The organism is Carboxylicivirga fragile (assembly GCF_050589805.1).
Taxonomy (GTDB): domain Bacteria; phylum Bacteroidota; class Bacteroidia; order Bacteroidales; family Marinilabiliaceae; genus Carboxylicivirga; species Carboxylicivirga fragile.
The window spans coordinates 1-5,149 of record NZ_JBNGOY010000097.1 but is presented as its reverse complement, the minus strand read 5'-3'; the positions used below and the strand labels follow the sequence as shown (position 1 = coordinate 5,149).

The following is a 5,149-nucleotide window of genomic DNA, read 5'->3' as shown; positions in this document are numbered from 1 at the left end:
TTGTTGGTAGAGTTGAGCGTCACAATGACTGATTCGTCACCTTCAACTAAAACATCGCTTAGAATAGCTACAGGAATAATTACTTCTGTTTGTCCAGCAATTAGTGTAGCTGTTCCTGTTAAAGCTGTGTAATCGGCATCAGGAGTAGCTGTGCCTGTAACGGTGTAAGAAATATCAGTATCCGTACCGAATGAATTAGTAGCGGTAATGGTAAATAAACCATTGGTGCCACTTTCCAAAGCTTGAGTTGTGGCTACTATGTTGACCGATTCACTGTCATCATCAGTAATAGTAATGGTAGCTGTATTAGGAGAGCCAACTGTTAAGTCTCCATTATCAGTTGATGTAAGCGTAAGAATTACCGTTTCATCACCTTCAACTAAAACATCGCTTATAATGGCCACAGGAATAGTTACTTCTGTTTGTCCGGCAAGTAGTGTAGCCGATCCTGTTAAAGCTGTGTAATCGGCATCAGGTGTGGCTGTACCAGTAACGGTGTAAGAAATTTCAGTATCTGTGCCAAATGAATTAGTAGCTGTGATTGTGAATAAACCATCGGTACCACTTTCCAAGGCTTGTGTTGTGGCTACTATGCTGACTGATTCACTGTCATCATCAGTAATAGTAACGGTAGCTGTATTAGGAGAGCCAACAGTTAAGTCTCCATTATCAGTTGATGTAAGCGTAAGAATTACCGTTTCATCACCTTCAACTAAGGCATCACTAATAATAGCCACAGGAATAGTTACTTCTGTTTGTCCGGCAAGTAGTGTAGCTGATCCTGTTAATACTGTGTAATCCGCATCAGGAGTAGCTGTACCGGTAACGGTGTAAGATATTTCAGTATCTGTGCCGAATGAATTAGTAGCTGTGATTGTGAATAAACCATCGGTACCACTTTCCAAAGCTTGAGTTGTGGCTACTATGCTGACCGATTCACTGTCATCATCAGTAATAGTAATGGTAGCTGTGTTAGGAGAGCCAACAGTTAAGTCTCCATTATCAGTTGATGTAAGCGTTAGAATTACCGTTTCATCACCTTCAATGTCGTTATCTCCAACAACAGTGATAGGCAAAGTGACAGATGTTTCACCTGCTGGCAGCTCTACCCAAGCTGAAATTGGATTGTAATCAGCCCCATTACCCGCAGTCCCAGTAATATCAAAATTGATGATAGTGGCAGATGTGCTGGAAGTTGTTGCTGTAAAAGTAAATAAACCATTGCTCGTTTCTTCTGCAGCTTGTATTGTTGCCTCAATGCTTACTGTACCATCGTTATCCTCATTGGTTATGGAAAGGTTTGAAGGAGCTGTACCTAAATAATTAACATCAGTTGTAAATTCAATGTCTACTACTTGATCACCATCAATAACAAAATCGTTTACTCCAGTAACGGTAACTTCTAATGCATTTGATTCGCCCACAGCAAAAGTTATGGATGCGGGACTCACAGTAACTTCAGCAGTATTTAATGATGTAATGGTAATAGTGGTATTAGCACCTGTTTGTGGCGCGTCAAGACCGACTGTAAAAGTTGCCTCTGTTCCAGATTCATTTGTGTTTCCAGACACTGAAGAAATAACTAGGTTTTGAGCCAGTGAGTAATTAACTGAAATTACACCAATAAATATAAAAAGGTATTTTTTTATGATATTATGAAATATGCGCATTGCTTCACTTTTAAGATTCGGTTATTCCAATCTTTAAAAGTATTAAGCTTTATCCGTTTAATCTGTTTTTTTTGATTAAAGCGATGATATTTTGGGTGAATGGAGCTAGTTGAATGGACTATAATTTTTGAAAAATATTCTATGCTTGATTTGTGATTTTAATATTGATCACTAAAACTTTTTAAATAGGCTTGGTGGTTAAATCGCGCTAAGTTTTTTTAACTCCTTTTTTACTTTTTTTATTTCCTGTGTTATCCTTTTATTTTCTTTAAGTACTGCTGAAATTTCATAACCATCTCTAATAGCTTCCTTATCAAATTTCTCCATCAATATATAGTAGTGCTTTTTTCCTATGAATTGTACTTTTAAAGATTTATCAGCGTTGGATGCAATAAAATCAATAACTCCGTTGTCTTTCCCATCTTTATAATTTACAACCTCCCACTTAGTGCCGCCATCATCAAAATGTCTGTTTTGAAAACCGTCGATTTCTACAGCTTCACTTAAGGCATGGTTGCCGCTGAAGTAAACCTTTATTTGTTTATGATTGATATTTGATTCTCCTGTATAGCGACTGGAGATATAAAACTCACCATCGAGATCCAGGTGCGCTCTGAGATATATGCGATTGTATGAGTTTTCAGGTTTTTGTCTTTTGTGGATAAGTATTTTTTTAGGACCATAATCTGAGGATTCCCTAAAGTTCTTCATTAATGGTTCGAGTGCTGTTTCATTATCGGCTAGCAGACTATCTAAAAAAGCTAAGTTCGACTTTTGTTCTTCTATAGTAATGGTTCGTAACAGGTCTTTGGCTCTGGTTGTATATTCAATTTGATCGTGATAAAACTCAGTGATAGAATCAATCATTAACTTGGCATTATTGTATTGTTTGTTTGAAAAATGCGATAGAGCAGTTTCAAATTTCTCTTTTACAATTTCTTCTCTTGAAGGGCCACATGCAATGATGAATAATGATATAAAAAGTACAAGTATGGATTGTGTTTTCATTTTTCGAAGCTTTATGATTCAAAAATAGCAAGAATTACTTACTTATCGCACAGCTCAGAATGAATCAAATAAAAAAAGCTACCGTTGATAGTAGCTTTTAGTTGTTAGTGAAAAGTTAATTAAGGAATTCCAAGTCCTTAACGTTGACAAGCAAGCTTGATTTTACTTGCCCATCTTTTGCCTGAAAGCCTTCACTCCCAGGGATCCCCTCGATTAATACCTTTTGTCCTTTTTTCAAGAACTCTGAAACTTTTGTACTCTGCTTGTCGCTTTTCCAAATTACAGCACGTACCCATTCGGTACGTTCAATTTTTTTGCCTTCAGTGTCTTTGTAATCCATCGATACTGCAACGTCGAAATTGATAGCTTTACGCTGTCCAACTTCTTTGACCTCCGCATCTTTACCTACGGTTCCATTTAAAATTAGTTTCAGCATTTGTTTGGGATTTAAATGTTAAATATAAAACCCTATTAAAATTAATACTTAGTTAAATAAAAATCAACTAAAAATAGATTTTTTATTTAAATTAATTTTGAAACCTGTCTGAAGTGCTTATTAATAGTCCTTTGGCTGGTCGTCTTTTAAAAGTTTTTTTGTAGATAATAGTCCGCAAGCTGCGTATATGTCTTCACCACGCGAGCGTCGTATGGTAGCAGTAAGCCCTTTTTCGTTTAATTTGTCACGAAACCATTCCATTGTGCTTTGTGAGCTTCCTTTTAGTGGAGAGTCAGGTATAGGGTGGAAGTGGATTAAGTTTAAACGACAGCGAATACCATTTAACAATTTGGATAGCCCATCTATATGTTTTTGGGTGTCATTAACGCCTCTAAACATGATGTATTCAAACGATATTCGTCTTTGACGTCCAAAATCGTAATCACGGATGGCAGCTAATAATTCATCAAGCGAATAAACATTTTCGATGGGCATTAATTGCTTTCGTTCTTCATTAAATGGAGAGTGTAAACTTACTGCCAGATGTGCTTCTGATTCTTCAATGAAACGACGCATGGCCGGTACAACTCCAATGGTTGAGACGTTGATGCGTCGAGGACTCCAGGCGTAACCCCATTCGGATGTGATGATTTCCAGACTTTTCAATACATTATCAATGTTATCCATAGGTTCACCCATGCCCATATAAACAACATTGCTTAATGTTTCCTTTTCTGGTAAACTGGCAATTTGATTTAAGATCTCACTTGATGTAAGTTGCTTCTGAAACCCCTGTCGTGCAGTCATGCAAAATAAACATCCCATTTTACAACCAACCTGTGACGATACACAAAGAGTATTCCTATTTGATTCGGGCAGATAGGCAGCTTCTATAAATTTATCACCTGTCTTAAACAAGTATTTTTTTGTACCGTCAACGGATTCCTGAAACGATTCAGGTTGGTTTCTGCCAATGAAATAATTCTCATTTAAAGATATTCTTGCCTTTTTCGAAAGGTTTAACATCTCTTCAAAACTTGTAATGTTCTTCTTGTATAACCAATCAGCTATTTGCTTTGAAGTAAAGGCAGGTAATCCCAAACTCGTAACACATTCTTTAAGTTCGCTTAGGGTTTTGCCAAAAATATCTTGCTTTTCCATTGTATTAAAAATAAATCTCTGCTATTATTTTATCGTATGCTACACCTTTACTTAGTAGTATTTCTCTAACGTCAATTATCATTTGTGAGCTGCCGCAAAGGTAGTATTTTAATTCGGGTGCTGGATTGTCTAATTCTTTAAGGTAATTGGTTAAGCGACCTTCAATTACATCATTACCCGTTTCGGTGGTGCAAAAGCGCAGGTAATCGTCTCCTAACTTTTCTTTAAATTCATTTTGAAAATAGAAACCATCAATCGTTCGCGCTCCATGGAGCAGTGTAATGTTTTTGTTGGTGCCTGATTTTATTAAAGACACGAAGGGAGCAACACCAGTGCCTGTTGCAATCCAAACCGCAGGTGTATGTTCGCATAAGAACTTTCCGAAAGGTGCTGAGATATATACTTCATCATTTGGTTTTAGATTAGCTAATGTTGGCGTTAGTTGGCCAGTGGGCATCACATCAAAAAGAATATTGAGGCTTACTTCATTTTTACCCGAAGCGATGGAATAAAGTCTGGGTTCATCATTTTCGTTTAGACTTAGAGCTACAACCTGACCAGGTTTAAAATCAAACGGTTTGTGGAGTTTTAAATAATATACACCATCTGCGATAAGTATATTATCAATAACCTGTGTAAGCTGAAGTTCTATGCGTTTTCGTGTAAAGCTCATTACTGTATTTTTGATTAAAACAGGCTTTGTTGAATTTTGTTTTTATTCTAAAATCAAAGAGGCTGTCTCAAAAGTCAAAAAAGAATCTTTGAAACTTATAATTTGTAACACTATTAACCGACTAAAGTCGGGATTCATAAAATTCTCTTCTACAGCGCCCATTTATTGGGCGTTTGGTTTTTTATTTCAAATTAGACCCCA

The 5,149-nt window shown here is 36.6% G+C and carries 5 protein-coding genes; all 5 read right to left on the bottom strand.

The features are described from left to right. A partial coding sequence (locus tag ACRD7B_RS22485) for a beta strand repeat-containing protein (RefSeq protein WP_430826920.1) occupies window positions 1-1,670 on the bottom strand: 1,670 nt, incomplete at its 3' end. A 198-nt stretch (window positions 1,671-1,868) separates the two neighbouring features. Continuing rightward, entirely contained in the window at window positions 1,869-2,678 is an 810-nt protein-coding gene (locus ACRD7B_RS22480; RefSeq protein WP_430826919.1) for a hypothetical protein, read from the bottom strand. Between the two features lie 115 nt (window positions 2,679-2,793). After that, window positions 2,794-3,114 carry a single-stranded DNA-binding protein gene (locus ACRD7B_RS22475; RefSeq protein WP_430826918.1) on the bottom strand — a complete coding sequence of 107 codons (321 nt, stop codon included), beginning with the start codon at window positions 3,112-3,114 and terminating at the stop codon, window positions 2,794-2,796. A 120-nt stretch (window positions 3,115-3,234) separates the two neighbouring features. Continuing rightward, the gene (gene rlmN, locus ACRD7B_RS22470; RefSeq protein WP_430826917.1) at window positions 3,235-4,275 is read right to left on the bottom strand and encodes a dual-specificity RNA methyltransferase RlmN; all 1,041 of its coding nucleotides are present in this window, start codon (window positions 4,273-4,275) and stop codon (window positions 3,235-3,237) included. Between the two features lie 4 nt (window positions 4,276-4,279). Continuing rightward, complete coding sequence (locus ACRD7B_RS22465; RefSeq protein ID WP_430826916.1) at window positions 4,280-4,948, bottom strand: FAD-binding oxidoreductase; 669 nt, start codon at window positions 4,946-4,948, stop codon at window positions 4,280-4,282. Window positions 4,949-5,149: the final 201 nt, after the last annotated feature.

Coding starts and splice junctions, on each gene's coding strand:
- ACRD7B_RS22475 (WP_430826918.1), bottom strand. CDS start 3,114: ATGCTGAAACTAATTTTAAATGGAACCGTAGGTAAAGATGCGGAGGTC.
- rlmN (WP_430826917.1), bottom strand. CDS start 4,275: ATGGAAAAGCAAGATATTTTTGGCAAAACCCTAAGCGAACTTAAAGAA.
- ACRD7B_RS22480 (WP_430826919.1), bottom strand. CDS start 2,678: ATGAAAACACAATCCATACTTGTACTTTTTATATCATTATTCATCATT.
- ACRD7B_RS22465 (WP_430826916.1), bottom strand. CDS start 4,948: ATGAGCTTTACACGAAAACGCATAGAACTTCAGCTTACACAGGTTATT.